The following is a 25,480-nucleotide window of genomic DNA, read 5'->3' as shown; positions in this document are numbered from 1 at the left end:
AAATCATACCAGATTAGCGGGCAGAGTAGAGGCAAAATCCCCGGATAAACGCTACAATACCGCGATTTTTAACGTCATCGCCACGGAACTGCAGACCTTCACTGACACTGAAAACAACAGGAACTCCATGCAGGAATTTGATGCCATCCGTCCGTATTCGGACGAAGAAACCGGTTCTGCCATCAAGCGCCTGGTGAATGATCCGGAATTTTTGGACATGATCGCCCGTTTCAAATCTCCCACGCTGGCACGCTGGGCTCCGGGAGTGTTGCGCCTGTGGATCAGGCGCTGGCTCGTGAAGAACTTCGGCCACCTGAAACGGGTTGATGACCTGCAAGCCAAGGTCTCTGAATATGTCGGCGAGCTGGTGGAGCACACAACTACCCGTGTGACCCAGAGTGGCCTGGAAAATCTCGACAAACACACGGCTCACCTGTTTATATCCAACCACCGCGACATTGTGTTTGATCCGATGGTGGTGAACCACCTGCTGTTCGCCAACGGGTTCAATACCACTCGCATTGCCATTGGTGACAACCTGCTTGCCAATCGGGTATTTGCCGAGATGATGCGCCTGAACAAAAGCTTCGTGGTGCGCAGGAGCATGACCAGCCCCCGGGAAATGCGGGATGCCTACATCATGCTGTCCAGCTTTATCAATCACAGTATTGATACCAATCACAGTATCTGGATTGCCCAGCGGGAAGGTCGCGCGAAGGATGGTCTGGATTTCACCGATCCGGCCATCATCAAGATGTTCTACATGAGCAAGAAAAAAAGCGGCCTGGATTTCGCGGAAGCGATGAATCGCCTCCACATTGTGCCGGTGTCCATCGCTTATGAATACGACCCCTGCGACGCGGACAAAGCCCGGGAGCTGGAAACGCGGGCCCGGACGGGGAGCTATACCAAAGCCTCAGGCGAAGATACCGAGCAGATCATGAAGGGGCTAACGGGCTTCAAGGGGCACGTGCATGTGCATTTTGGCGCTCCCATTGCGGACTCTCCGGGTAACGCCAAGGATCTCGCCGCGCGAATCGACCGTGAAATGCACGCCAACTACCACTTGCATGCCTCCAACCTGGTGGCATACCGGCAAAGGGGCATTCATCCGGACGCCCACACTACACCGGACACAGTGAGCGATTCCGTGGTGACGGCGGAAACCTGGTCGCCGGCTGAACTGGAAGCCGCAGAGGCGGAAATGGAGCGAAGGCTGGAAAGCTGTGACGAGGCGATTCGCCCCTACCTGCTGGACATGTACGCAAACCCGGTGGTGACCGCCTTACAGGCAAATGATCCCGAAGCGAACATCACTGGCACCGACGACTGAGGTAATTTGTGCAGGAACTTGAATATATTGAACTTGAAACCAACCCTAACCCGACGGCTGCCGTTATCTGGCTGCACGGACTGGGCGCCAGCGGTCACGACTTCGAGCCGGTGGTCCCCGAGCTGGGCTTACCCGCCAATGCGGCCGTACGCTTTCTGTTTCCCCATGCTCCGGTCATGCCTGTCACTGTCAATGGAGGCATGAGCATGCCGGCCTGGTACGACATCAAGGCCATGGATGTTGATCGTGTTGTTGATACCGCGCAGCTTATGGAATCTGCCAGTGCCGTTGCACGGATGGTGGATCGGGAAATTGAGCGCGGTATTCCCAGTAAAAACATAATAATCGCCGGTTTCTCACAGGGTGGGGCAGTTGCCTACGAACTGGGGCTGACGTACCCCAAACCGCTGGCCGGGCTGCTCGCGCTCTCAACGTATTTCGCTACCGCCGAAACTATCAAACTCTCCGACGCCAACCGGAACATTCCGATCAACGCCTATCATGGAACCTTCGATCCCATCGTACCGGAATCCCTTGGGCGTAAGAGCACGGAAAAACTCTGCGCCATGGGCTACAGCCCGCGCTACGAGACGTATCCGATGGAGCATAGCGTCTGCCTGGAAGAAATTCAGGACATCGGCCGATTCCTCAGCAAGACGATTAATTTCTGACCAGTATCAAAATAATATTTGACAAATCCGGGATATGATTCCATGACTATCTGTCCAACCTAAGGTTTCGGCAATCCGACAAAGGAGGCTCCATGGAATACCGTTTGAGCAAGCGTGTAACCGGGAAATTGGGGCTTTTGCTGTACAAGCGCAGCATGCCAGTGGCGACAGGACAGATCCGGGATGCCAGTGAGCGAGGTCTGTTCATAGCGACCGACTACACCGACGTCCAATTAAATCAGACGCTGGAAGTTGAGTTTCGTTTTCCCGATAGATACGAGAACTCATTCCAGCGTTTAAAAGGGCAGGTTGTTCGGAAATCAGAACACGGATTGGGCGTGGGATTTGATGAGTCTGAGAACGACGACCACACGATATCCGCACTCCTTTCCTGGCTGCGGAACCACTACCATACAGTCAGTTATTTCCCTCCCATCAGACCGAATTCCCCTCACTGATCAGATGCATCGACGAGACGTCAAGGTATCGCATCGACAGTAGAGGAGGGTCAGCTTCTCCAGAAGGCAGGCGACAGCACAATAACCACGCTCAGGATTTCAAGGCGTCCCATCAGCATACCTACCGACAGTATCCATTTTGCAGCATCCGGCAGTGACGCAAACGTCCCTGCCGGACCGATAATGGCCCCGAGCCCCGGGCCGACATTGGTCAGGGCCGTCAGGGCACCGGAAATACTGGTGATGAAATCCAGTTGCAGAGCAGCCAATGCCACTGTCAGGATCAGCAGGCTGAGCAGGAAAATGAAGCTGTAGGCAATCATGGAAGAAATGATTTCGTCGCTTACCGCCCGGCCGTTATAGTTGCGTGTCAGCACCGCCCGCGGATGCAGCAACCGCATCAACTGCTCCCTCAGCACGATGAGCGAGAGCTGGAAACGGAAAATCTTCATGCCGCCGGCGGTCGATCCGGAGCAGCCGCCCACGAACATAAGAAAGAAGAACAGGACAAATGCGAGGGGCCCCCAGGCGGAGTAATCCTCAGAAGCATAGCCGGTCGTGGTGACAACCGACGTTACGTTGAACAGTGTGGCCACATAGCCATGGATGGGATCAAAATCCTCGACCGACACGTACCACCGATGAAGAGTCAACAGTGCTGGTATAACCAAAAGAATGGTTATAAACAGACGAACCTGCTGGTCTCGCCATAGAACCCCATGCTGGCCATGCATCTCCCGCACAAACAGGAAAAAGGGCATGCTCCCAATCATCATGAACAGGGTTCCCTGAAGCAGTATCAGGTCCGAATCAAACTTGCCCATGGAGGAATCGGACGTCGAGAAGCCGCCAGTGGCTATGCTGGTCAGCCCATGATTAAAGGCATCAAACAGCGACATGCCTGACAGCCAATATGTCATCACCGCAGTCACTGAAAAGACCACATAAACAAGCAGCAGACCCCGACTGAGGGTTTTCATGCGGGGTAGCGCCTTGTCGGTCCATTCCGAGGATTCAGTGGCAAACAGGCGCATACCGCCCACCCGGAGGAACGGCAACACGGCTACGAACATACCGATGATTCCGATGCCGCCGATCCATTGTAAAATGGAGCGCCAAAGCAACAGATCCTGGTCCATGGTATCCAGTCCGGTTAATACGGTCGCGCCGGTTGTGGTAATACCGGAAGTGCCCTCAAACAGGGCGTCCGTCATGGAGATGCCGTTATCGCTCAGGTAAAACGGCAGGGAGGATAACAGGGCAATGATGAACCAGCTTGAAACCGTCAGGACGAACATGAATCGGGGTTTCAGGTCGCGGGGCTGACGATAGGTGGTCACAATTCCCAAGAGCCCGAGCGCAAAAACAATAGCGGCAGATTCCGCAAACGCCATCGCATTGGGCGCTTCAGAACCTGATAGAAGTATTACCGGTAACGTCATGAAAATACTCAAGAGTACGAACATGACGCTGACAATAAAGATTACGGGGTTAAGGTTTCGCAAAGGAAGCTCAAGCCAGCCGAACAGAGAGACGGCGTCAGAATACATGCGGTCCGGCGCTTTCGCAAGGTAACAGGGGCCTGCGAGGCGGGTCTTACCGGGCAATTAAATCACTGTAAATATCGGGTAAATCCGGATCCAGATGGTGGATTAATTCGTTGGTGTAGTGCAATTTCGTTAAAACAACGGTGAAAACCAGCAAGGAGCATTAAAACATGAAAACCTCACGTTCATTGGTATTTGGACTGACAGCGCTCGCAGGCACCATCGCTGCGGCACCGGCGGTCGCGAGTGATATGTACAAGTCGAGTGTTGGCGGCCTGTACGCCGGCCTGAACTACACCTTCTTCAATATTGAGGAAGGCTCCGACGATGTCGACGTCGGAACTTTGTCCGCCAAAGTGGGTGCACTGGCCACACCCTACTTCGGCGCGGAAGCACGGGCAGGTTTCGGCGTTGACGACGATAACATTGGTGGAGTCGATTTCTCCGTGGATAACTTCTTCGGTGGGTACGCAACGCTGAACCTGGCCAATGAATCACCAGCAACACCCTATGTTATTTTCGGTCTTACCCGGGTGGAACTGGAAGCTGAAGGGCCACTCGGAACTGCTACCGAGGATGATTCCGACTTTTCCTACGGCGTGGGCGTCAACATTGAAATGGCTCCCCAAGTGTCCGGTAATCTGGAGTATATGCGTTACTATGACAAGGACGACGTCACTGTTGATGGCCTGGGCCTCGGCGTGACCTTTAATTTCTGATTGGGGAAGCTTTCCGGATTGGCTGGGAAGGGATTCCCGCCATTAAGCAATCCCTGGAGGCTGCTTGAACCATCTTGCTCATCTGTTTCTGGCTCCAGACTCACCCCAGGCTCGCATCGGCAGCGTGATGGGGGACTTTGCCAGAGGGCTGGAGGTCCAGAAACTTCCACCAACCGTTCGAACCGGCTTGTACCACCATCGTGCCGTAGACACCTACACGGACAGCCACCCCGAGGTCCTGGCCAGTAAGCAACTGTTCTCACAGCAAAGGCGCCGCTTTGCAGGTGTTGCACTCGATATCCTTTATGATCACTACCTGTTAAGACATTGGCAACGATTCAGCAATGTCGATTCCGGTACCTTTATCGACGCCGTTTACCAGGAGTTTCGGGACTACGAATACCTGATGCCCGAAAAAATGAAGCAGGTCACCCGGAACATGGCGGAGAATGACTGGTTCGGTACATACGCTGACCTGGACAGCGTGGGGCTTGCATTAAACCGTGTTGCCGGGCGTATCCGTTTCCAGCATCAGTTTTTCGATATCATCGACGAAATAAAAGACCACGACCGGGAACTGGAGCGCCGGTTCCTGACGTTCTTTCCAGACCTGATCACGTTTGCCGGAGATGTTTCATGAAGTTAGCAGTAGGACTCACCTTCGCAGCCATTCTGACCTCGGTCGTATCTGTCCAGGCAGAGGAAAAGCAGCCCCGGGAACGCCCACCGGAATCCCTGGGATTTGTGGAATGGGTTGTTCTTCAGGATACCGGTTTGCGCCTGAAGGCCCGCCTGGATACCGGAGCAAGAACATCCTCCCTGCACGCGGTTAATATTGAGCCCTTCGAGAAAGGGGATGAGAAATGGGTGAGCTTCCAGGTTCCCCTTGCCGATCACCGCGATCAGGAAAAAGGTGAAAAAGGCACCCAGGTTGAGGATGTCATCCTGGAATTTGAGCGGCCGGTGGACCGAACTGTCAGAATCAAGCGCAAGGGCGCGCCATCCCAAAGGCGCTACGTGGTGCGCATGGAGTTCTGTATTGCCGGTTCCACCCATGAAACCGAATTCTCCCTGGCCGACCGTGGAAGATTTTCCTACCCCGCGTTGTTGGGGCGCCGATTCTTGAGTGACGACAACATTCTTGTGGCATCGTCAGAGAGTTTCATGGCTGAGAACGAATGCGAACATAACAACCTGGACGAACTGGCGCAGAACGGAAAAAATCTGGCGAAATAGCGAGTATGTGACCACACCCGCAAGGACTGCGGGTGTGGTGCCTGCAAGAGCTTAGCCCTTCTGGGCTGCAAAGCTCTGCATCAGGTTTGCATAGTGGGGCAGGTGCTTGGCGAGGATGCCACCAAAGCCTTCGATATCATTGCGCCAGTCGCGGTGCAATTCGCAGCCAACACTGAACCAGTTCATCATTTGTGCCCCGGCCTGCTCCATGCGACTCCAGGAAGCGTCGCGGGTGGTCTGGTTGAAGGTACCGGAAGCATCAGTGACAACAAAGACTTCATAACCTTCTTCAAGCGCAGACAGCGTTGGAAAAGCAACACAGACATCGGTAACGACGCCAGCAATCAGAAGCTGCTTCTTGCCAGTGGCCTTCACAGCTTTCACAAAGTCCTCGTTGTCCCAGCAGTTGATCTGGCCGGGGCGAGGGAAGTAGGGCGCATCCGGGAACATTTCTTTCAGTTCCGGCACCATGGGGCCATTGGGACCATCTTCGAAGCTGGTGGTCAGGATAGTCGGAATGTTGAAAAACTTGGCAATATCCGCCAGCGCCAATACGTTGTTCTTGAAGTCGTCCGGAGAGAAGTCCCGTACGAGAGAGAGCAGCCCTGACTGGTGATCTACCATCAACAGAGCCACATCGTCCTTGTCCAATCGATTGTATTTAAAAGCCATCTTCATTCTCCTTCGTTTCAGGTGGGTTTTATTTACCGGCCCTCAGGTCGAAGGACCGGTTCCATCCACTGGCCATCACCTGTTCTGGCCTAGCGGCGAAGCATGCCGAACTTTCCATTCTGAAAGTCCGCGATTGCCTGATGGATCTCAGCATTGGAATTCATCACAAAGGGACCATGGCCCACGACAGGCTCGTTGATCGGCTCACCTGTGAGCACCAGCAACCTGGCGTCATTGTTTGATTCGAGTTGCAGCTCCTGGCCTTGACGGTCAAAGCAGGCGACTTCAGCTTCCCGCAACACCTCCGATCCATTTGACTGCACCGCGCCCTTAAGCACCACAACGATGGTGGTGTGTCCTTCCGGGACGGATAGAACCACGTCTGCCCCCGGTTCCAGCTTCAGATCCCAGACATTCATTGGGGTATGGGTTTTCGCCGGGCCCGTGTGGCCCTGGTAATCACCGGCAATTACCCGGAGACTGCCGACATAGTCACCCAGCGAAACGGCCGGAATGTCCTTGTTCAGAAGGGTCTGGTAGGCCGCTGACACATCCTTTGCCCGGGCAGGGAGGTTCACCCAGAGCTGGACCATCTCAAGTACCCCGCCGCGTTCAGTGAATTCACGGGAATGAAACTCCTCGTGAACGATGCCGGCACCGGCCGTCATCCACTGAACGTCACCTTCACCGATTAAACCACCACTCCCGGTGGAGTCCCGGTGTTCCAGTTCACCCTGTAGCACCAGGGTGACGGTTTCAAAGCCACGGTGGGGATGCTGGCCAACGCCGCGCCGTTGAGTCCCGGGCTGAAACTGTGCAGGGCCGGCATAGTCCAGAAGCAGGAAAGGGCTGATATTGTTAGCACCCATACGATCGTAGGACAGCAGCGAACGAACGGGGAAGCCGTCACCAACCCAGTGGCCCTGGGGCGTGCTGTAGGTGGTCATTACTTGTTTCATGCGTTCCCCCTTATTCTGGATAGTAGATCGACATTGAATAGGTTCAAGATAGGGGAACCGTGTTGGCCTGAGTAGGTATCAAAAATTATAATCTGCGTTCTATATATAGGACTCTGAACGATGCAGGACTTGAACGACCTCTATTATTTTGTGCAGGTAGTGGAACACGGTGGCTTTGCACCTGCCGGTCGGGCGCTGGGTGTGCCCAAATCCAAACTGAGCCGACGGATCGCGCTTCTCGAGGAACGCCTGGATACCCGCCTGATTAACCGCTCAACACGCCGATTCAGCGTGACAGAGCTAGGCAAAGAGTATTATCGCCACTGTGTTGCCATGCTGGTTGAAGCCGATGCGGCGCAGGAACTGATCGATCGCTCCCGTTCGGAGCCACGTGGCTGCATCCGGATGAGCTGCCCACCAGGACTGATCTATTTCCTGGTGGCGCCGCTGGTTGTTCAGTTCATGGAGCTGTACCCGGAGGTCAAGATAGAACTGGTGGCCACCAGTCGCCGGGTCGATGTGATCAAGGAGGGGCTCGATCTGGCGCTCCGGGTCCGGTATCCGCCCATTGAAGACAGTGGCCTGACCATGAAAGTCCTGTCCAAAAGCCCCCAATGCCTGATGGCTTCAAAAGCTCTGGTGGAACGTTTCCCCGAAATCGGATCTCCTGAAGACCTGACTCGTCTACCCAGCATCGACTTCGAGCAGGCCGACGGCCAGCACATCTGGTGCCTGGATGGTCCGGATGACGTCTCGGTGCAGGTTCACCACAAGCCCCGCCTGGTTACGGACGATGTATTCACTCTCAGGCAGGCTGCACTTGCCGGCCTGGGTGTGGTCAAAATGCCTCTGATTGTGGGGGGACGCGATCTGATTGAGGGACGGTTGACCAATGTACTACCCGGATGGCAGCCTCGCGGAGGCATTTTCCATGCCGTCTTCCCTTCGCGCCGCGGTCTGCTGCCGGCGATTCGCGCATTTCTCGATTACCTGTCAGAGCAGGTGGATGAGGTGGATTTTCCAGCGCCCCCGGCACTGACCACAGGTCAACACTAGAGGCTCCCAAGGCCGTATAGCGACTTTGACTGAATACCAGAACGATGATGTCAGTAGGTTTACCTATGGGTTGGTCTCTTACGACCTGTGTTGGGGGATAGTCGCTTCGCTTAATGCCTGCTCAACGGCGGCTGAGGCGGTCTTCGTTGCCGACTCGAATACCCGATGCCGCCGCCGGGAGTCCATCATGTTGTACCCAATAGCCTGCAAAACACCGGTTGATGGCTCTAGCCTGATGACCTGTTTTCCTGCGCGCCGCAACAACGCTACTTCACGGTCCACTATTCGTGTCATGTAGCGACGTGCCACACGTTCTATGCGTGCCAACAGGGAAGGATTGGCCTCAATGGTACGCGATGACATGGGCGCCACCACGATCACAACGTCGAGATCGCTGTCCGCCAGCAAATCCGCGGAGACGGGAGAGGTAATTCCGCCATCCAGATAGGTTCTGCCGCCTATCTCAACGGGTGGACACCAGGCTGGCACGCCGTAGGAGGCACAAACAGCATCGACCAGTGATGCATCGGGGGCGTCTGGACGACCGAAGCCCACACGCTCTCCGCTATCATTATCGACTGCCATGATCCAGCAGTTGTCGTGGGGGGACCACTGGCCCTCCGATACGTGGGCATTAATCAGTTGCCGGAACGGTGTCATGTCGAACTGTCCCTTCGGTAGCACCCCGCAGATAGCCGTTAATGGAGGCACTTCACCTCGCAACCCCTTTCTCAACAACGGTAACCCGGAAAACTGCAACTTTGGCAATGACGGATGCCAGGGCCCCCAGGATGTATCGTGATCCCAGTCGCAACCGGAAGACTTGGATTTACTGCTCAGCGAAGATTCCATGTCATCGATCGATACGCCTGCAGACAACAGGGCAGCCAGCACTGCACCTACAGAAGTTCCAATCAGCACATCCGCAGAGCGAGCATCCCACGCAAGTTGTCGTTGTAGTTCCGCCAGAATCGGGACCGACCACGCAGCACCGGCCACTGCACCGCAACCCAGTGCCAGGCCGACTTTCTTATTGCTCAAACTTACCTTGGAAGTCACGTTCAGTTTCCCCTTAGCTGGAAAGTGTAGGCATGCTTATCCCAGCGACTCAGCAGTGATCGCATTTTCATGGTGTGCCAGGGGAAGCCCACGGCGTTCTTACCACTGGCATCCAGGTAATAACTGGAACATCCGCCGGTATTCCAGACCGTTGTTTGAAGCTCTTTCTGAACGATGGCGTTGTACCGGCTTTGCACCTCCGGCCGAACATCCAAGCGGGTGATATTTTGGCGGCGCATGTTCTTTAAAGTATCCATGATGTACTGGATCTGGGATTCAATAACGATGTACGCCGAGTTGTGACCGATCCCCAGGTTCGGGCCAAGCATCAGGAAGAAGTTGGGGAACCCGCTGACGGTGGTGCCTTTGTAGGCTTCGGGGCTGCCTTGCCACTTCTCTGCCAGAGTCTGGCCATCGGCTCCAGTGACCTGCGCAGCAATGGGTACATCGGTCACATGAAAACCAGTGGCCAGGATAATGACATCAACCTCTCGCTCACTACCGTCGCTGCCCACTACTACGTTGCCCCGAATTTCCTTTACGCCGGTGGCAAGCACATCAACGTTTCGTTTTGCCAGTGCAGGGTAGTAGTCATTCGACATCAGCACCCGCTTACAACCCATGGTGTAATCCGGGGTGAGCTTTCGGCGAAGGGTTTCATCCTTGATGTAATAGCCGATATGAGCTTTCGCGATTCTTTGCGCCTGCTTGAGTATGGCCGGATAACGGAAACCAACACCCAGCAGTTCAAACGCGCTATACAAGGTCTGACGCACGCCATTCAGCGTAAACGGCCATTGATACATCCGTTTCTCAAGCTCCGCCGTGGTGCGGTTGGGCTTTGGCAAAACCCATTGAGGTGTTCGCTGGTAAAGGACCAGTTCTCTGGTTAACGGCTGGATCTCCGGGACAAACTGGATCGCTGACGCACCAGTTCCTATGACCGCTACCCGTTTTCCGGTCAAGTCAGTTTCATGATTCCAGCGAGAGGAGTGGAACCATACCCCGGTAAATTCCCGGAGTCCGGGCAGATCGGGAATGATGGGTTCGTGCAAGTATCCCACACAGGAAATCAGTTTATTGGCGTAGTAGATTCCCTCTGCCGTTTTGACCTCCCACTGACAACGTTCCTCGAGCCAGCGAGAATGTTCAACTGGCGCCTCGAAGCGGATAAAAGGTAGCACTCCGTAGTGTTCGGCGGTGTGACGCACATAGGACAGAATTTCTGCCTGGCCAGCAAAGGTACGGCTCCAGGAAGGGTTCTGAGCAAAAGAGAATGAATAGAGTGCTGACGGCACATCGCATTCACAGCCTGGATAGGTATTGTCGCGCCAGGTACCGCCGAGGTCAGACGCTTTTTCCAGCACGACAAAGTCCCGGTTCCCCGACTCAATCAACTTTATGGAGGCACCGATGCCGCTGATTCCGGCACCAATAATCAATACATCATAAGTTCCAGGCGCTGTACTTCGTGATTGTGGCGGGGTTACAGCTTCACTGCTAGTCATTGCGATTATCCTGCGATAAAGGTGATCAAGATTCGCATACGATTTCGTATGTGGATTAATCTGAACGCATACGGTATCGTATGTCAATAGCTCATCGAGCAAAGAACAAGGCAAGCGAATGACATCCACAAAATTTACGCAGTCTCGTGAAGCTTCCAAAAGAGCTAGCAAGGAAGCCCTGGTGAAATCCGCCATGGAGTTATTTCCCGACAAGGGGCTGGACGTCAGCCTGGACGATATCTGCGCCCACGCCGGCTACACGCGGGGCGCCTTCTACGTTCACTTCAAAAACCGTGACGAGCTCATCTTTGAGGTCATGGGTCGGGTGGGGGAAGAGTGGCTGGACTCCATCTTCAAAGAGAACGGGGAGAATGACGGCGACCTGATCGGACTGATGCAACGCTTCCTTGGCGAACTGATGGGCGGCACCTATCCGATATCCCGCAGAGGGATCAGGCCTTATCAATTACTCGACGCCTGCGCCAGATCACCCGCTATTCACGACCGCTATCTCGAATTCGTACGCGACAGCATTCGTCGCCTGGCTGTGTACATCACCAACAGTCAGATGAAGAAACAGATCAGACCGGATCTCGACGCGGAGCAACTGGCCTCGATCCTGATTTCAGTCGTTATCGGGACGCACACACTGTACGATCTGGACTATCCAATAGATTTGTCGCGCACCTCTGCTACGCTTTTGCAGTTATTGGCAGGCATTTGACGGCAGCCTTTCGGATGCTAATCTTCGGTAAGCACCAGCTTCCCGTTTGCCTTTTTCCGACATAACCATCTGCTGTTGGCCGACTTGTGAGGGATCACCTGAAATACTTTGTCTCCACCATCCTCAGCCTATGCCTCGGCCTGACGTTCGCCCATGGGTCAATACGGTCCGAATACGAAGTCAAAGCGGCCTTTTTGTACAATTTCACGCGTTTTGTAAGCTGGTCTCAGGTTGAGGACAGTTCCGCCCCGTTGGACGTTTGTGTTTTTGGTGACGACCCGTTTGGCGACCTGCTCGATCCGCTTCGTGGCCGAAAATCCCAGGGCAGGGAGCTTCGGCTACGGTACCCCGACAATGTCGCCGGCCTTACAGAGTGTGATGTGCTTTATATCGGCCAGTCGCAGTCCAGAAATCTCAGCAATCTTCTGGGTATTGCCCAGGAAGGAGGCATACTCACGGTCAGTGACCTGCCCGACTTTATCCGGAACGGGGGTATGTTTGGTTATGTGAAACGGGGCAACGTCATCCGCTTTGAAATTAACCTGAAAGCTGCAACGGAAGCTGGTCTGACGATTAATTCCCGTCTCCTTGAACTCGCGGTGAGGGTGTTGCGATGATGGGAAGGTGGCGATACTGGCGGCTTAAAACCAAGCTACTGTTCCTTACACTGTTCACCAGTGCCCTGGGAATCGCGCTGGTTTGCGCCAGCCTGATCTTCGTTGAAAACCGAAACTATAAAAAACAGCTTGAATCCGAGCTTCATGTGATTGCAGGCATTCTTGCGGAGCAATCTGCCGCGGCCCTGATCTTCGAAGATAATGAACAACTGACCAGTATCGTTTCCAGCCTTGAGCGTATCAACACAATCCGGCAGGCATGTGTTTACGATGATCAGGGAAACATCATGACCTCACTGGTTGGCATTGACGAACAGCCATGTCCGAATGTTGATCAACGTCTGAAAATGGGATTTGTCGATGACATGTATCGACTGCTAATTCCCGTTACCCTGGATAACGAAACCGTTGGTCGACTCTATCTCATCTCCCATCTGGAAGTGTTGCATGGCCACATTCGTACCTTTGTCTGGGTGGCTATCGGGATAGGCAGCGTGATTTTGCTTGCCCTTGTTTTCCTGGCGCTAAGACTTCAGAGAATCGTGTCTGAACCCATTCTTACGCTCTCCAATACGGCGGAGCGTATCGCCTTGAACCACGATTACTCCATTCGTGCACCGGTTTCTGGTGCCGACGAATTGGGACGTCTGGGAAATACCTTTAATGAAATGATAGGCACCATTCAACAGCAGAACCTTAGGATTCTGGAGAGCCGTGATAACCTCGAAAAGATCGTGGACGCAAGAACCTCGGAACTGAGCATGGCTAACCGGGAGCTGGAAGCCTTCAGTTATTCGGTCTCCCACGACCTGCGACAACCCCTGAGAGCCATCGAAGGGTTTGGGCAGGCATTGGAGGAGGATTGCGGTGACCAGCTCAATGACTCTGGCAAGGACTATTTAAAACGAATTCGCGCAGCCAGCGTGAGGATGGCAAGCCTGATCGATGGCTTACTCATTCTATCCCGTGTCAGTCGACAGCCCATGGAAAACCGCACCATTGACCTGAGTCACATGCTGCGGGAGATCACGGACGAGCTTAAGGGCGTCAGTGATGATCCACCGTCGGAAATACATATCCAGCAAGGCATCCAGGTTGTCGGTGATAGCCGGATGTTGCGGATCGCATTTCAGAACCTGCTGGAAAATGCCTGGAAATACAGTTCCAGGGAGGAAAAGCGGGTTATCGAAGTGCTTGCAACCCGGAAGGGCCACACAATCGCCATAGAAGTACGGGATAACGGCGTTGGTTTCGACATGCGCTACATCGACAAACTTTTCGTCGCCTTCAATCGTCTGCACACGCCGTCCGAGTTCGGGGGCACGGGCATCGGCCTGGCGACGGTTTATCGGGTGATTCGCCGCCACCATGGCACTATTTCCGCCACATCGGAAGTCGGCAAAGGAGCCAGTTTTGTGGTGAAGTTGCCTGTTTTCGTGGATCAACGCTAGACTGATGTGTAGCATTGCGATGTTAATGCAATTCCTTGAAAGAGCAACAAAATATGGATCTTCATTCAATCCTTGTGGTTGAAGACAATCCGGACGATCAGGTTCTGACAATCCGTGCCCTTAAGAATGCCAGTGAGAACAGTCCTGTAATCGTACTGGAGGATGGACAGGAAGCCCTGGATTTTCTGTTTGGCGACGATGCCGGACACCCGAGCAGGAACCTGGACTCACTGGGTGTTGTTCTGCTCGATGTCAAACTCCCCAAGGTCAGCGGCCTGGAAGTACTCAAACATATCCGATCCTCGCCGCTCACCAACTGGTTGCCGGTGGTGATGGTCACGTCCTCTGATGAACCAGCCGATCTGCTGGAGGCCTATCGGCTGGGGGCTAACAGTTTTATTACCAAGCAGATCAATTATCGGGAATTTACCGAACAGATGACTCTACTTGCCCGGTATTGGCTACAGGTCAACAAAGTGCCAAAAACCGGCTCGGCGCCCCCATTTGGGTAAGGTAAGACCCATGACTGATACAGCCAACCCGTTACGAATGTTGATAGTCGAAGATTCGGAAGACGATGCCCTGCTTTTGCTGCGGGAGTTACGTAAAGGTGGCATCGAACCCTATCATGAATTGGTTGACAGCGAAGAACGCCTGAGTAACGCCCTTAGCAGGGAGAAATGGGACATTGTAATTACCGATCACAACATGCCGGGCTTTTCCTCGTTCCGGGTGTTGGAGCTGGCAGAAAAATACTGTGTGGACCTGCCGGTGATTATTGTCTCCGGCACGATCGGTGAGGGGGTGGCTGTCAAGGCCATGAAAGCCGGCGCCCAGGATTACATCATGAAGGACAATCTGTCCCGGCTGATTCCGGCTATTGATCGTGAGGTGAGGGAAGGCTCCGTTCGTCGGGCGAAACGCCTGGCCGAGACAACCCTTGAACACATGGCCTACCATGACAGCCTGACCGATCTGGTGAATCGTCGTGAATTCGAGCGTCGGTTGATACATGCGCTGGAGGATACCCATGCAACCGATAGCCAGCATGTACTGCTTTATCTGGACCTCGACCAGTTCAAGATCATCAATGATACCTGCGGGCACATTGCAGGTGACCATCTGTTAAAACAGATAGCGGCCTTACTGTCACACCACATCCGCTCAGACGACACCCTGGCACGGCTGGGAGGGGATGAGTTCGGGATACTCCTGCGCGGCTGTAACGAATTCCATGCACAAAAAGTTGCCGACAAGTTGTGTGACGAAGTCAGCGACTATCGGTTTGTATGGCAGAACAAGCCGTTTTCTATCTCCCTCAGCATCGGTATGGTGCTGGTCAACCGTAACTATACCAGCGCCGGCGAATTGCTCAGTCACGCTGATCTGGCCTGTTATGCAGCGAAGGACCGCGGACGTAACAATGTTCAGATATACAAATCGAACGACGTCGAGATGCGACAGCGCCAGAGTGATATGCGCTGGACCAGCCGAATCCAGCAAGCCCTGCAGAGCGACAGTTTTTGTCTCTGGCAGCAGGACATGGTGCCGCTCCAGCCGGATTCCGTGGATGGGTATCGAACCGAGTTCCTGATCCGACTTGAGGAAGGGGGACACCTTATCCCACCCGGCGCATTCATCCCCGCGGCCGAGCGTTTCAACCTGATGACCAAAGTTGACCGGAAAGTCATTGAACTGGCTTTCCAATACCTCGACCGCTCTGGCCTTGGCCGGAAAAACACCGGTACCTTTTTCATCAATTTGTCCGGGAGCTCATTCAATGAACCCGAGCTGTTCCTCTTTATCCGCCAGATGGCCGAACGGTATCAGCTGAAACCGGAACGCGTCTGTTTCGAGATTACCGAAACATCAGCCATTGCGAACCTCAATGCGACGCAACGATTCATTCATAATGCCAAACAGTCGGGCTTCAAGTTCGCCTTGGATGATTTTGGCGCGGGTATGAGCTCGTTCTCCTACCTCAAAGCCCTGCCAGTGGATTACCTGAAGGTAGATGGCGGTTTTGTCCGCAACCTACTCGACGATCCAATCGATCTCGGCATTGTCGATGCATGCAACCGGATTGCTCACGCTGCCGGGCTAAAGACCGTTGCCGAGTTCGTCGAGAACGATGACGTCAAGGCCCGCCTCGTCGAGCTGGGACTGGATTACGCACAGGGATTCGGGATTTCCAGGCCAAGGCCGCTGGACTGACAAACCTTTCCTCCCATTTACACACCACATGGCAATTACCCCACAAGGATTCCCAATGCTTGAAAATGGTGACTTGATATTGCGCTATCTGGAGCGCCTTGGTGTTGAGTATGTTTTTGGCGTCCCCGGTGGGAGTATTGAGCCATTCTATGATGCATTGGCGAGAAGCGAGCGACGCGGAGGGATCCGCACCATTACAGCTCGTCATGAATCCGGCGCGGCATTCATGGCGGAAGGCTATGCCCGGGAGACCGGAAAAATCGGCGTTTGCTGTTCCACTGCGGGTCCGGGGGCGACGAATCTTCTCACGGGTGTGTCGTCTGCCTATTCAGATGGCATTCCCATGTTGGTCATTACAGCGCAGACGGCGCTCGACAGATTTGGCCAGGGTTCATTGCAGGAAACCTCATGCACCGGCATTCACACGGTCGAGATGTTCGCCAGATGTACCCGCTACAACACTCTGGTGTCCCATCCGGCGCAGCTTGAAACGAAACTGCTCCAGGCTGTGAGTCATGCCATGAGCAACCAGCCCGGGCCTGCCCATCTGGGAATCCCGCTGGACGTGATGCGCCACAGAGTCGTAGTTAATGTAAAGGACGAAACGCTGCGTGCGTTCGTCAATTACGAAGTGGCGCCCAGCGAGGCCTCGGTTCGTGCATTACTGAACGAGCTGGAGGCGGCCGAGAAAGTCACGCTGGTACTGGGTGAGGGCGCCGCCGGGGCGAATGATATGTTGGTTGCCCTGGCGGAAGCGCGGAATTGGTTAATGGTAACGACGCCTCGCGGCAAGGGGCTTGTTGACAGCTTCCATCCGCTGTATCGGGGGGTATTTGGCTTTGCTGGCCATAATAGCGCCACCGACGCACTGAAGATGGAAAACGCCGACCGTGTGGTGGCTATCGGCACCGCGCTGGATGAAGTGTCGACCTGCGGGTGGGACCCGACAACCATCCTGTCTGACCGGTTGATTCACATTTCCAGTAATCCTGAGCATTTGAGCCGGTCCACCATCGCAAGGCTGGTCGTACTTGGCTCTCCCAAGCTGCTGTTTGGCCCCCTGGTCAACAATCTGCAAGCTGTCCCTGCCAGTAAACCCGCAACGACGGCCATTAACGACGATCGGCCCGACAATACCGGATTTGATGAACCTGAAAAGTGCTTCGACAGGGTGGGGCGTATCAAGCCGCAGGCCATGATGCATTTCATGAGTCGGATATGCCCGCCGGATACCCGAGTTCTGATGGATACCGGCAACAGTTTTCTCTGGGGAATTCACTACTGGCAAGTACGGCGTCCGGAGTCCATGCCGCCAGAGCGAAATCTTTTCAATATCGGGCTGGGCTTCGCTGCCATGGGCTGGGCCATCGGGACCTCTATCGGTGTGGCTATAGCGGACCGAAAGCATCCGGTTGTCTGTTTTACCGGAGACGGCAGCTATCTGATGTCTGGCCAGGAACTGACCATCGCACGTCAGGAGAACCTGAATGTTCTTATGCTGGTGCTGAATGATGCCTCACTGGGTATGGTCAGCCACGGGCAGAAGCTGAGTGGGGGAGAGCAGGTTGCAACCCAATTGCCGGGCGTGGATTTTGCCATGATGGCACGCGCATTGGGGGTGGAATCCTACAGGGTGGAAACCATGGAGGAACTGATCGATCTGGACATACCCGGAATCCTGTCCCGCCCCGGCCCGTGCCTGCTGGATGTGATCGTCGACGGCGATCAGGTGCCTCCCATGGGTTCGAGAATGAAAGTATTAACCAGCTCAATACAAAACCGACCAATAGATTAGGGGAAATCACGTGTCCTCAGACTACGTATACCACTCGAAGTTCTGGTTTGAAGAGCCGGAAGAGTCCAATCCATTCGCTGCAAAGGCGAGCTATTGTCATGGTTATGATGTGTATGGCCAGGTGATAGCCAGGGCGGGCTGGTTCGAATACCTGTTGTTGATGTTCAAGGGCGAACGGCCACAACCGGCTGAAGCGGACCTGCTTGAGAAGCTGGCCATGGTGCTGGCCAACCTGGGCCCCAAGGAGGCAAGCATTCGCGCTGCTATGAACGGTGGCGTAGCCGGAACCAATCACAGCTCCGCGCTTATGTGTGCCCTTGCGGTGGGGTCCGGCCTTTACGGCGGGTCGCAGGAACTGGAGATCTGTATACGTTTGTGGAGCGAGTGTGGTCACGACATCGAGCGCTGGAAGGCCCGCCTTCAGGCGCCCCAGGAAGATGAACGGGCAGATATATGGCCGGCGATCGAGCACCCTCCGGGCTTCGATCCAAATGGCGACCAGATTCCAACCACTCTGCTCCAGGCGCTGAATCTTCTGGTTCAGTTCGCACCGGAAAACGGAGCGCTGCATTGGCTGAAAAGCCAACGCGACACGCTGGAAACATTCTTTGGATGCCCGATCTCGATAACGGCTGTAGCAGCGGCAGCGTTTGTGGATCTTGGTCTCGACCGGGATCAGGGCAGTATGCTTTACCTGATGTTGAGACTGCCCGGTGCAGCGGCGCATGCTTTGGAACAACGCCAGATGGGCTGGAAAAAATTCCCCTTCTACAGTTCTGCCATTGAATTGGAGAACGACCCGGGCCCTTACAATCAACGTGACCGGGAGGACAACCAATGAACCACGAACGGCTATTTGAAACGGAAAGTCACTGGTTGACCCGCATTGGCAAAGCCTTCCTTACCGAGCGCGTTGTTATGCATGGCAAGGATCTTCACCATGAACTGGATCACCTTGAATGGCTACATCTGTATCTGTACTGCATTCTCGGCAAAGACCCGGGAGAAAACGTTGCCAGGATGCTCAACTGCTACTGGGTGGGAACAAGTTATCCCGACCCTTCCATTTGGCCTAACCATGTAGCGGCCTTGGCGGGTTCTGTTCGTACCACGCCGTCACTGGGCCTGATGGCCGGATTAAGCATATCGGAAGCCTCCATATACGGTCGCCGGCCAGAGGTCCGGGCTCTCGACTTTTTCTACAGGGCAGGGAACTGGTGCGATGAGGGTGGCAGCCTTGAAGAGTTTGTCGACAATGAGAAGTCGCTCGGCCGAATCCTTTACGGCTATGGGCGCCCCCTTGCAACGACGGACGAACGAATCGCCTTCACGCTGGAAAAAGCGAAGGAGTATGGTTTTTCCGAGGGCCGTTATTTGAAGATGGCGTTTGCTGTCTACGAATACCTGAACAACAAGTATGGATACTCAATGAACGTTGCTGCCGTGCATGCCGGACTGGCTGCGGATATGGGGTTCAGTTGCGAGGAATATCAACTCATCCTGACACCCTGTTTTGTGGCAGGCATGGCTCCGTGTTTCAGGGACACAAGGAGTCGACCGGAAGGCAGTTTCTTCCCAATCCGCTGTGACAGCATTGTTTATCATGGTGTGGAGAAGCGGGACTGGGAAGATTAAACGAACATTGCTTCAGAAACTGTAGGAGAGCTCCCCAACGACAACCCGACCGGGCATGGGGAAGTCGTTGGGGATCGGTGGTGCAGGTTCAGCAAACGGGCTGGGGTCTCTCACATCCTCGTCAAAGATGTTTCGCACCGACAGAGAAAGGTCCAACCCTTGCCATAGCCCTCTGGTTCGAACGGTCATATCCACAGTGGCGTAGTCCGAGACCGGTTCTCTCTCATCGGCGGCGGGCCTTTTCTGCTCTCCCACCCAATTGACCTGTGAACTCAGTAGCCAGCGAGACGATATATTCCAGTCAGCGCGAGTATAAACCTGGTGATTGGGAGCCTCGCCAACCGATTGCCCCGTACGCTCGTCTTCTGCGGTCTGATAGGCATAATTTGCCTGTAGAGACAGGTTCTCGGAAGCCTGATACACCAGCTCAATCTCACCGCCGTGTCCGGTACGCTGGCCGGCGTTTCGGTATTCCGTCGCAATGGGGCCAGAGATGGGAACTGCATTAATGAGATCATCAATCTCGTAGTAAAACAGGTTTACGCCGTACAGCAATTGCGACGTAACCTGATGAGATACGCCAATCTCGAAGGTATCGATAGTTTCTGCGTCCAGGTCGTCGTTACCCAGAAACACCGGATTATTTGCGACATAAAGTTCGTTCAGCGACGGAGCACGAAAGGCCCGACCATACAGAAGTTTGGTTGTGATGTTATCTGTTGTCGCCCATATCAGGGCAGCACGAGGATTTATCGTACTGCCAAAATCGGAGTATTCGTCAAAACGGATGCCGCTAACCAACTGCCAGTTTTGCGCAAGCTGCCATTCATCCTGTACGAACATGTAGTAGCTGGTACGATCTTCCTCCGGCATCCAGACTTCGTTTGGGTCGTCTGACACATCAACCACACTGCCTTTGGGACTGAAATCCGGATTGAAGTTCTTTTGCTCCGTGACTTCATATAGGTCCGCCCAAAACGCGCCAACCCCGGCGTGCACACGGTGATTCCGGATACCACGGTAGATGGAGCTCAAATCGAACCTAGCCTGGTTTTCCTTGTAACCCGGGCTCCCAATCAGCCCGTCAGGAAAGGCGCCGTCAAAAGCTCCGGGCGGATAAAGAAAGATGTCGTTCTCCGGCTCCTGGGTAATATTGAAGTAGGAGATCCTTGCTTCCAGATCCAGGCCTTCTGCCAGGTCGGACCAGCGGTAGCTGTAATCCGTGTTGAACCGACGAGACGAAAACTTCCCCCTGGGATCCAGTGCCTGCGCAACCCCCGGCCCCGTGCCGAGGTTACTACGGTCCTGCAGGCCCGCCCGGAATGTCCATTGTTCGCCGCCCATTTCAAACCGGGCATCCAGTTGATCCACCCCCGTGTTAATCGGGCCGGGGGCCAGCGACGCGGAGGTGCCAAATGTTTCGTCAAAGTTGGTCTGCGCATCGCGCTCGATGGTTTCATCCCAGCCATCCGTGGTCTGATACTCAAGGACCATGCTGAGACCAATATCGCCGAGCTGATGACCGGATTCCAGCCAGCCACCGCGGGTCTCAAAGCTCCCGAGTCTGCCACCGACGGTTTGCCCGTCAACGGTCTCATGGTTCTTCGTCGTGATACTGATAACACCAGAATACGCGTCGGCACCGTATAATGCTGAACCCGGGCCCCTGATAACTTCAATCCTCTCAATGGCTTTCACCGGCATTCCGCCCCAGGCATTACCCCGGTTTCCGTACATCATGGTGGTGACGGGTACACCATTAATCAGCAGGAGCGCCTGCGGGTTATTACTGGAAGTAATGCCACGAAATACATACTTGGGAGAAAACGCCTGGTCGGAGTGGTTTACATGCAGGCCAGGCACGGTTTCCAGAACCTGATCAAGGTCCGTGGCCCCCATCGCTGCGATATCATCAGCACTGATGACCGATGTAATCGCAGCAGCCTTGTCCAGAGGCGTTTCGCTGCCGGAGGCAATTGAAACAACACGAATCTGACCGAGTTCTTCCAGGGGAATGTCCCACAGAGAATCATCCGACGCGGCAACGCTGGTGGCAGCTGAATAGCAAACGATAACAGCAACCACCCGTGAAATCATGAAGGGGAGCGAAGGTCGGCTTAGGGAGGATAGACGTTGCTGCATGCGCAATCTCAGCACTTTACTCTTAACATTTGTCGAAACAATTCAGTCAATGATCAGACTCCGAGACACGCTCCTGACATACGCGACCGCTACGGATGCCGGGAAAGATGAGGCTTTATCAGCCAAACAGCGACGAAAAAAGTAAGCTGAATAGGAGTTTAGCTGTAATCATCGTATAAGCAAGTGCAAAGGGGGGGGCTGTAATCAATAACACCAGGGGCCGTGTTATTCGGCAGAAAGAGAGCAGGGCGACGACAAGCCGTTCCAGTTGACCAGCTTGTCTTCCAGTATCCTGGCAGCGACGGACGTGCTGTTTTGAGCAACCGCTTTCTCGATGATGGTTTTGTAACGACCACTCTCGCGTAGCTTCTCAAATCCATTGTTAAACGCCTGCCTGAGGTCCGCAGATTCCTTGTCGAAAAGTAGATGGTAGAATGCCTCGCGGAGCGGTTTCGGATGAAAGGACAGGCGAGAGGCCTGGGAAGCAAAACGGTTTCGTATCATCGCTTCACCCACGACAGGGTCCATGGGAAACAAATCAATGCGCTTGAGAAGCAGTTTCTTGAAATTTGCTATATCGGAGGTTGTGACATCGGTGTTGACGATACCACTTTGTACAGCACCACTGAGCGTTTCGCCGTAACTGTAATCCTGAGTCAGACCAATAGTCCATCCGCTGAGATCGGCGAAGGAAGCCCAATCGAAAACATCCTCCGTTCGATGATAGAACACGTATTGGTAAGGCAAGATTGGTGCGGAGTACAGGAATTCCCGCTTTCTCGATTCCGTACATGACCAGACGGCTGAAGCTTGATAATGCTCCGGATCGACCATTGCCAGGGCCCTGGACCAGGGCAGAAAGGTAAAATCCACTTCGATGCCTTCGTTCGCAAAGGACTCCTGAATGATCTGCGCCAGGAATCCCTTATCAGGCCGAGCTTCATCCAGATACGGAGGCCAGTGCCCGGTAGCTATATGAATCGTCTGAGCGCCGGCCACTGCCTGGCTGAACAGGGCGAAAGCCAGGGTCAGTGGTAATGCAAAAGAGCTGTGGCACCTCATTTTCCGGACATCCTTAACTACTTCAATCGGAAGAGGTGCCAGTTTATAGCAGGGGCCTGATGGTATTACAGGTTTTCTTGTCTATCTGGTTGTAGTGGCCAACTAATCCCGGACAATAAGTTCCGCAGCCGGGATCCAAAGCTCAACCACCAGAAAGACAAGTACGGCAAGGGCCACCAGACGACATTAAAAGTCCGCTGTCTGCCATTATTTCTACCGCTGAGGCGCTGCTACAAAACGGGCCATGGACCAGGCATGTCGCAGGCGCGTTGGATTTGTCTCGGGTTCGTAAGTACCGTTCATGCAAGGGGTTTGTGCTGCCCCCTTTTGAGTGCGGAAATATCCGTGATCGTAATTAGCACGCCATCGTTCATGCGGACAGCGGTAATGCGAAAGCTCAGATCCAGGCCCCCATATTGGTAACGGGTTTCCATCTGCATGGGGATATCCGATTCGACCACACTACAATAGGCCTGGAATATGCCTTTTTCTTTGGTTTCAGGATAAGTGTCCAACAGGCGCTTACCGATGAGGTTGTCGGCCGTGCCCCTGACAATCTCACCCATACGCTGATTACACTTACGGATACGAAAATCCCTGATCGTGCCATCCTCATTGCGCACGGATTCCAACACCGCCAGTCCGTCAAGGGTGTTATCCATAATGGCACTGAGAAGATCATAGCCTTCCTTCCAGGCGCTTTCGGCGCTCTCCCGGCGGGGGGATCCTGTATGCTTGGCCGTGGTCGGGGAAACCGCCGCTGATTCCGAGTCAGAGTAGTCCATCCTGGCCCATAACCCACCTTGCAGGGTGTTACAGCCGTGATCGCGCAGGTAGGAGGCCTGTTCACGGGTAGAGACATTGCCGGCAGTTACCGCCAGTCCCAACTCACGAGCTATGCCAATCATCGATTCAATGGTTTCCTGGTGATAACGGTTGTTCACACACTCTTTGATCAGGGCTTCGCCGAGTCGGATCGCATCCACGGAATAATGGCCGAAATACCGCAGGATGGAAGATGAGCTGGTAACGTCAGTCACCGAAAGACGCACACCCAGGGCCTTGAGGGCTTTCAGCACAGTAGCCGACTTTTTTGGTGAAGCATCCAGGGCCTGTCCGGGAACTTCAAGCTCCAGCATTTCTCCGGGCAGCCCGCTGGCTGACAGGGCCTCATCGATCTGTACCACCAGATCACTGCTGGTGATGTCATCACCAGAGACTGGAACCGTCATTCGTAAACCGGAACCCGGCACCACGTAAAACCCCATTGCCTGCTGACAGGCTCCGTGGAGCAACCAGCGACGGATAGCGCCACTCTGGCCAGCTTCTCTGGCAGCGTCCATCCACTTATCAGACGCCAAAATACCGTACCGGGGAGAATGCCAGTAGGGCAAAGCATACACTCCCAGGACCTGTCGGGTCCGCGCACAGACCATCGGGCTGAAGTGTTGTGTCATTTCGCCCCGGTCCAGCACATCCGCTATCGCAATGCGCATGGCCTTTTGTTCTGCCGAAGCAGCGGCGGTCAGATGGTCCAGAGCCTGGTCACAGGCGGGGAAAACGTGGGAATGTTGACTGCAGATGGTCCGGTACGCCTGCTGGCCTCCATCCTGATGGAAGGCGTAGAGATCATAACCACAAAACAGCGTCACTGGCAGGTGCTCACAAACCCCATGCCAGATGTCCTCCAACTCAATTGCGGCCGATGGATTACCGTCTTCGCAGAGGAGATTGACCAGCTCACCAAAAGCTCTTACTGGTGTCGGGGCGGAGGCCTTGATATGGGTAAGAACATGTTGCTCGAACAGGGAGTATACCGGCATGCCGTTGTGCATGATCTGATCGAGTACGCTGCGGGCATCCAGAATGACTAGCTGCCCCTCGGCAATCAGACGGCGGGTATCCATTCCATCAGTCTTCATCTTCTGCAACAGTGCATCACGATGGGTCGGAGTCAATAATGCAAGAAGCCTTTCGCCGGCGTCTGCTCCGGCTCGAAAGTAATCAGCCAGAGTGCCCGTGAGGGAAATGTCATCCTGATAGAACTGGACAAGGTGATCGTGTAGTTTTGCCTCTAGTGCGAGCGGCATCCCAGTTTCTCCTCGCTGTGCATGTGCTTAGTTGCGATCCTGCGTACGTTGGCTCCAGTCATTGCTCAGGTATCTTGGGCTACGCTCCGGAAGAACATGTCAGTACACTGCTTGATTTGTATCACACCAGAACTGATGCGCAAGTACCAACAGTCCCGCCGTCGACGAGCCTTGTTAAAAATCCTGTTGTGTCCGCGAACGGATCAAAACGGGTAGGTAAACACAACGAAAGTCGCACATAATTTTTTTTAGGCTCTGCCGCTGGCAGATCGTTCAGGCTAACTTTATTCATTCAGAAACCGGCCTTTTTTATTGCTTGATATTTACACAGGCCCATTGTGATTAAACAGCGGGCGGTAGATCCAGCCGCATACATGCATTAAAAATAACGCTTATAAATAGAAGAGTCTCACCGACTTGACCTATACCAAGTAAAACTTTGTAAATTCGGGCTATGAGAACTATCGGATTCTATTCAATATATTCAGCATGTTAAGCATGTAGGGTAGAGCGCACGGAGGATACCGTTATG

General features: G+C 54.1%; 23 protein-coding genes. 15 read left to right on the top strand and 8 right to left on the bottom strand.

Annotated elements, in window-relative coordinates; all coding sequences use genetic code 11:
* Positions 1 to 127 precede the first annotated feature (127 nt).
* From EHN06_RS10380 to EHN06_RS10370, 3 genes are all read left to right on the top strand, one after another.
* Entirely contained in the window at positions 128 to 1,333 is a 1,206-nt protein-coding gene (locus EHN06_RS10380) for a 1-acyl-sn-glycerol-3-phosphate acyltransferase (RefSeq protein ID WP_127332517.1), read from the top strand.
* Positions 1,334 to 1,341: 8 nt separating this feature from the next.
* Positions 1,342 to 2,004 carry an alpha/beta hydrolase gene (locus EHN06_RS10375; RefSeq protein ID WP_127332516.1) on the top strand — a complete coding sequence of 221 codons (663 nt, stop codon included), beginning with the start codon at positions 1,342 to 1,344 and terminating at the stop codon, positions 2,002 to 2,004.
* A gap of 92 nt (positions 2,005 to 2,096) precedes the next feature.
* Positions 2,097 to 2,462: a PilZ domain-containing protein gene (locus tag EHN06_RS10370; protein ID WP_127332515.1), complete on the top strand. Its 366-nt coding sequence runs from the start codon at positions 2,097 to 2,099 to the stop codon at positions 2,460 to 2,462.
* Positions 2,463 to 2,512: 50 nt separating this feature from the next.
* Here the strand turns inward: EHN06_RS10370 and EHN06_RS10365 are convergent, their stop codons facing one another.
* Positions 2,513 to 3,928, bottom strand: a complete 1,416-nt coding sequence (locus tag EHN06_RS10365) for a TrkH family potassium uptake protein (protein ID WP_127334409.1) — start codon at positions 3,926 to 3,928, stop codon at positions 2,513 to 2,515.
* 251 nt (positions 3,929 to 4,179) lie between these two features.
* Between EHN06_RS10365 and EHN06_RS10360 the strand changes: the two genes are divergently transcribed.
* The 3 genes from EHN06_RS10360 (at position 4,180) to EHN06_RS10350 (ending at position 5,964) form a co-directional block, all read left to right on the top strand.
* Positions 4,180 to 4,728 (top strand): porin family protein, encoded by a 549-nt coding sequence (locus EHN06_RS10360; protein ID WP_127332514.1) that lies wholly within the window; start codon positions 4,180 to 4,182, stop codon positions 4,726 to 4,728.
* A gap of 64 nt (positions 4,729 to 4,792) precedes the next feature.
* Positions 4,793 to 5,368, top strand: coding sequence for an ACP phosphodiesterase (locus tag EHN06_RS10355; RefSeq protein ID WP_127332513.1), 576 nt, complete (start codon positions 4,793 to 4,795; stop codon positions 5,366 to 5,368).
* Positions 5,365 to 5,964: an ATP-dependent zinc protease gene (locus tag EHN06_RS10350; protein ID WP_127332512.1), complete on the top strand. Its 600-nt coding sequence runs from the start codon at positions 5,365 to 5,367 to the stop codon at positions 5,962 to 5,964. The genes EHN06_RS10355 and EHN06_RS10350 overlap by 4 nt, the downstream gene beginning before the upstream one ends.
* A 51-nt stretch (positions 5,965 to 6,015) precedes the next feature.
* On the opposite strand, the gene ycaC is transcribed toward EHN06_RS10350, so the two are convergent.
* Together ycaC and EHN06_RS10340 are read right to left on the bottom strand one after the other, a co-directional pair.
* Positions 6,016 to 6,636 (bottom strand): isochorismate family cysteine hydrolase YcaC, encoded by a 621-nt coding sequence (ycaC, locus tag EHN06_RS10345; RefSeq protein ID WP_127332511.1) that lies wholly within the window; start codon positions 6,634 to 6,636, stop codon positions 6,016 to 6,018.
* Positions 6,637 to 6,725: 89 nt separating this feature from the next.
* Positions 6,726 to 7,595 carry a pirin family protein gene (locus EHN06_RS10340; protein ID WP_127332510.1) on the bottom strand — a complete coding sequence of 290 codons (870 nt, stop codon included), beginning with the start codon at positions 7,593 to 7,595 and terminating at the stop codon, positions 6,726 to 6,728.
* 120 nt (positions 7,596 to 7,715) lie between these two features.
* On the opposite strand from EHN06_RS10340, the gene EHN06_RS10335 reads away from it, so the two are divergent.
* On the top strand, positions 7,716 to 8,651 hold the full coding sequence (locus tag EHN06_RS10335) for a LysR substrate-binding domain-containing protein (protein WP_127332509.1): 936 nt from the start codon (positions 7,716 to 7,718) through the stop codon (positions 8,649 to 8,651).
* 78 nt (positions 8,652 to 8,729) lie between these two features.
* On the opposite strand, the gene EHN06_RS10330 is transcribed toward EHN06_RS10335, so the two are convergent.
* A complete protein-coding gene (locus EHN06_RS10330; RefSeq protein ID WP_127332508.1) occupies positions 8,730 to 9,710 on the bottom strand; it encodes a patatin-like phospholipase family protein in 981 nt (326 codons plus the stop codon).
* 2 nt (positions 9,711 to 9,712) lie between these two features.
* Complete coding sequence (locus EHN06_RS10325; RefSeq protein WP_206075643.1) at positions 9,713 to 11,413, bottom strand: flavin-containing monooxygenase; 1,701 nt, start codon at positions 11,411 to 11,413, stop codon at positions 9,713 to 9,715.
* Here EHN06_RS10325 and EHN06_RS10320 point away from each other — a divergent pair.
* The 8 genes from EHN06_RS10320 to EHN06_RS10285 all read left to right on the top strand — a co-directional run bounded on the left by EHN06_RS10320 (position 11,400) and on the right by EHN06_RS10285 (position 19,654).
* A complete protein-coding gene (locus EHN06_RS10320; RefSeq protein ID WP_164735600.1) occupies positions 11,400 to 11,942 on the top strand; it encodes a TetR/AcrR family transcriptional regulator in 543 nt (180 codons plus the stop codon). The genes EHN06_RS10325 and EHN06_RS10320 overlap by 14 nt on opposite strands.
* Positions 11,943 to 12,028: 86 nt before the next feature.
* Positions 12,029 to 12,559, top strand: a complete 531-nt coding sequence (locus EHN06_RS10315) for a YfiR family protein (RefSeq protein ID WP_127332505.1) — start codon at positions 12,029 to 12,031, stop codon at positions 12,557 to 12,559.
* Positions 12,556 to 14,010, top strand: a complete 1,455-nt coding sequence (locus tag EHN06_RS10310; protein WP_127332504.1) for an ATP-binding protein — start codon at positions 12,556 to 12,558, stop codon at positions 14,008 to 14,010. The genes EHN06_RS10315 and EHN06_RS10310 overlap by 4 nt, the downstream gene beginning before the upstream one ends.
* A 53-nt stretch (positions 14,011 to 14,063) precedes the next feature.
* Positions 14,064 to 14,522 carry a response regulator gene (locus EHN06_RS10305; protein WP_127332503.1) on the top strand — a complete coding sequence of 153 codons (459 nt, stop codon included), beginning with the start codon at positions 14,064 to 14,066 and terminating at the stop codon, positions 14,520 to 14,522.
* 10 nt (positions 14,523 to 14,532) lie between these two features.
* Positions 14,533 to 16,224, top strand: a complete 1,692-nt coding sequence (locus tag EHN06_RS10300) for a GGDEF domain-containing response regulator (RefSeq protein ID WP_228257265.1) — start codon at positions 14,533 to 14,535, stop codon at positions 16,222 to 16,224.
* A gap of 55 nt (positions 16,225 to 16,279) precedes the next feature.
* The gene (locus EHN06_RS10295; RefSeq protein WP_127332502.1) at positions 16,280 to 18,019 is read left to right on the top strand and encodes a thiamine pyrophosphate-binding protein; all 1,740 of its coding nucleotides are present in this window, start codon (positions 16,280 to 16,282) and stop codon (positions 18,017 to 18,019) included.
* A gap of 10 nt (positions 18,020 to 18,029) precedes the next feature.
* On the top strand, positions 18,030 to 18,860 hold the full coding sequence (locus tag EHN06_RS10290) for a citryl-CoA lyase (RefSeq protein WP_127332501.1): 831 nt from the start codon (positions 18,030 to 18,032) through the stop codon (positions 18,858 to 18,860).
* Positions 18,857 to 19,654 carry a citrate/2-methylcitrate synthase gene (locus EHN06_RS10285; protein WP_127332500.1) on the top strand — a complete coding sequence of 266 codons (798 nt, stop codon included), beginning with the start codon at positions 18,857 to 18,859 and terminating at the stop codon, positions 19,652 to 19,654. Before EHN06_RS10290 ends, EHN06_RS10285 begins: the two co-directional genes overlap by 4 nt.
* A 12-nt stretch (positions 19,655 to 19,666) precedes the next feature.
* Here the strand turns inward: EHN06_RS10285 and EHN06_RS10280 are convergent, their stop codons facing one another.
* The 3 genes from EHN06_RS10280 to EHN06_RS10270 all read right to left on the bottom strand — a co-directional run bounded on the left by EHN06_RS10280 (position 19,667) and on the right by EHN06_RS10270 (position 24,948).
* Positions 19,667 to 21,796 (bottom strand): TonB-dependent receptor plug domain-containing protein, encoded by a 2,130-nt coding sequence (locus EHN06_RS10280; RefSeq protein ID WP_228257264.1) that lies wholly within the window; start codon positions 21,794 to 21,796, stop codon positions 19,667 to 19,669.
* Positions 21,797 to 22,021: 225 nt separating this feature from the next.
* Positions 22,022 to 22,795 (bottom strand): substrate-binding periplasmic protein, encoded by a 774-nt coding sequence (locus EHN06_RS10275; RefSeq protein ID WP_228257263.1) that lies wholly within the window; start codon positions 22,793 to 22,795, stop codon positions 22,022 to 22,024.
* Positions 22,796 to 23,157: 362 nt separating this feature from the next.
* The gene (locus tag EHN06_RS10270) at positions 23,158 to 24,948 is read right to left on the bottom strand and encodes an EAL domain-containing protein (protein ID WP_127332498.1); all 1,791 of its coding nucleotides are present in this window, start codon (positions 24,946 to 24,948) and stop codon (positions 23,158 to 23,160) included.
* Between the last annotated feature and the right edge of the window lie 532 nt (positions 24,949 to 25,480).

Source organism: Marinobacter sp. NP-4(2019) (genome assembly GCF_003994855.1).
GTDB lineage: Bacteria > Pseudomonadota > Gammaproteobacteria > Pseudomonadales > Oleiphilaceae > Marinobacter.
Note: the sequence above shows the minus strand (reverse complement) of the source record. Positions and strands in the feature narration are given on the sequence as shown.

What these genes read in the sequence shown, in the direction of transcription:
- EHN06_RS10310 (WP_127332504.1), top strand. Translation starts at nt 12,556, where the DNA reads ATGATGGGAAGGTGGCGATACTGGCGGCTTAAAACCAAGCTACTGTTC.
- ycaC (WP_127332511.1), bottom strand. Translation starts at nt 6,636, where the DNA reads ATGGCTTTTAAATACAATCGATTGGACAAGGACGATGTGGCTCTGTTG.
- EHN06_RS10325 (WP_206075643.1), bottom strand. Translation starts at nt 11,413, where the DNA reads ATGGCGGATTTCACCAGGGCTTCCTTGCTAGCTCTTTTGGAAGCTTCA.
- EHN06_RS10360 (WP_127332514.1), top strand. Translation starts at nt 4,180, where the DNA reads ATGAAAACCTCACGTTCATTGGTATTTGGACTGACAGCGCTCGCAGGC.
- EHN06_RS10295 (WP_127332502.1), top strand. Translation starts at nt 16,280, where the DNA reads ATGCTTGAAAATGGTGACTTGATATTGCGCTATCTGGAGCGCCTTGGT.
- EHN06_RS10350 (WP_127332512.1), top strand. Translation starts at nt 5,365, where the DNA reads ATGAAGTTAGCAGTAGGACTCACCTTCGCAGCCATTCTGACCTCGGTC.
- EHN06_RS10305 (WP_127332503.1), top strand. Translation starts at nt 14,064, where the DNA reads ATGGATCTTCATTCAATCCTTGTGGTTGAAGACAATCCGGACGATCAG.
- EHN06_RS10335 (WP_127332509.1), top strand. Translation starts at nt 7,716, where the DNA reads ATGCAGGACTTGAACGACCTCTATTATTTTGTGCAGGTAGTGGAACAC.
- EHN06_RS10365 (WP_127334409.1), bottom strand. Translation starts at nt 3,928, where the DNA reads ATGTTCGTACTCTTGAGTATTTTCATGACGTTACCGGTAATACTTCTA.
- EHN06_RS10340 (WP_127332510.1), bottom strand. Translation starts at nt 7,595, where the DNA reads ATGAAACAAGTAATGACCACCTACAGCACGCCCCAGGGCCACTGGGTT.
- EHN06_RS10370 (WP_127332515.1), top strand. Translation starts at nt 2,097, where the DNA reads ATGGAATACCGTTTGAGCAAGCGTGTAACCGGGAAATTGGGGCTTTTG.
- EHN06_RS10285 (WP_127332500.1), top strand. Translation starts at nt 18,857, where the DNA reads ATGAACCACGAACGGCTATTTGAAACGGAAAGTCACTGGTTGACCCGC.
- EHN06_RS10300 (WP_228257265.1), top strand. Translation starts at nt 14,533, where the DNA reads ATGACTGATACAGCCAACCCGTTACGAATGTTGATAGTCGAAGATTCG.
- EHN06_RS10270 (WP_127332498.1), bottom strand. Translation starts at nt 24,948, where the DNA reads ATGCCGCTCGCACTAGAGGCAAAACTACACGATCACCTTGTCCAGTTC.
- EHN06_RS10280 (WP_228257264.1), bottom strand. Translation starts at nt 21,796, where the DNA reads ATGCAGCAACGTCTATCCTCCCTAAGCCGACCTTCGCTCCCCTTCATG.
- EHN06_RS10380 (WP_127332517.1), top strand. Translation starts at nt 128, where the DNA reads ATGCAGGAATTTGATGCCATCCGTCCGTATTCGGACGAAGAAACCGGT.